Origin of the sequence: Acinetobacter sp. YH01022, from assembly GCF_013420235.1 — a bacterium.
GTDB lineage: Bacteria > Pseudomonadota > Gammaproteobacteria > Pseudomonadales > Moraxellaceae > Acinetobacter.
Window position 1 is genome coordinate 1 of the sequence record NZ_VOYP01000102.1, and the last position, 1,351, is coordinate 1,351.

The following is a 1,351-nucleotide window of genomic DNA, read 5'->3' on the forward strand; positions in this document are numbered from 1 at the left end:
TCAACGACTCTTGGACGTGTTTGTTTTCTTCCGCTCAATAGTAACGGTTCAATTTCTTTAAAGGCTTCTCGACTAATGTCGCTGGGATATGGTTTTCTCATTGAATAATTTTAACAAATTCTTTTTTAAGTGCTAAAAAAGAATGAAATTAATACTGGATAGGCTCTTAGGCTGTAGTTGATCGCCCGAGCGGTGGGAGAACTCGATGGCACCGTCAGATGATGTTGGTTGAGCCATTCATATAGTTGTTGCATCACCGGTTGACTATGCTGTTGCCGGTATTCGCGGCGGTGTTCTGCTGTACCATCGGTCTTTTTCCTGAGTTCGGCTTCTATCGCATACAGTTTCTGAATCAGCACTAATGCCTGTTCAGCGACCTGACTTTTCCCAGTTACATGCAGTTCATAGAATTTACGACGTGCATGGGCCATGCAGCCCACCTCAATGACCTGACCTGATCTAAAGCGTGCTTTGTAGCCACTGTAATCATCACAGACCAGATGGCCCTGCCAATCTTTTAGAAAGGCTTCGGCATGTTCACCAGAGCGACTGTCTTGAAAGTCATAAATCACGGCTTGAATTGGATTATATTGGGTTGTTGCATAAGCCCAGACATAACCTTTCTTCGGTTTTTTATCTTTATCATCCATCCGCATGATGGTGACGGGTGTTTCATCTGCATGAATCACCGCTTGCTGTAGGATCACCTTTCTTAATGCATCGGTTAGGCGTTCTAACTCTACACCACAGCGACCAATCCAGTCAGATAGCGTTGATCTGGACAGATCAACACCTGCGCGTAGAAAGATCTGGCGCTGACGGTACAGCGGTAAATGATCTGCATACTTCGATACCAGTACATGGCTGAGTAATTCAGGACTGGCGATTCCTTTCTCAATCACATATGCCGGCATTGCTTGTTGGGTCAGTGTGTCACATTGATCACACACCCATTTGCCACGCACATGCTGTTCCTTATAGAACTGTGCCGGTCTGAAATTCAGTTTTTCACTGATATCTTCACCGATACGACGGAGTTGGCAGCCACAACTGCATTGGGTTGATGCAGGTTCATGCTCAATACGGATGGTGTGTAGATGATCTGGCAGCAGTCGACGTTTAGGTTTGTTGACTGTGGCTTTCTGTGTCGCTGCATCGGTTTTATCTGCATTTAATCGTTCTAATTCCAGATCAACAGCAGCAATATCTTCTTCAACCGCTTCATCCCATAGATGGATTTGTTTTGCGGTGAGATGTTCGTTTTTACTGCCGAATTTATGCTTTTTAAACAGCGCCAGTTCATGCTCGTATTTTTGATTGAGAATAGAAAGATGCTGAACTTTGGCATCCA

1 protein-coding gene and 1 pseudogene are annotated in these 1,351 nt (G+C 44.6%); both read right to left on the reverse strand.

Features of this window, described 5'->3' with window-relative positions; translation table 11 throughout:
• A partial coding sequence (locus tag FTT87_RS15820; protein ID WP_373423506.1) for a transposase occupies positions 1 to 101 on the reverse strand: 101 nt, incomplete at its 3' end.
• Between the two features lie 48 nt (positions 102 to 149).
• A pseudogene (locus tag FTT87_RS15825) lies at positions 150 to 1,351 on the reverse strand (IS66 family transposase); the annotation flags it as partial.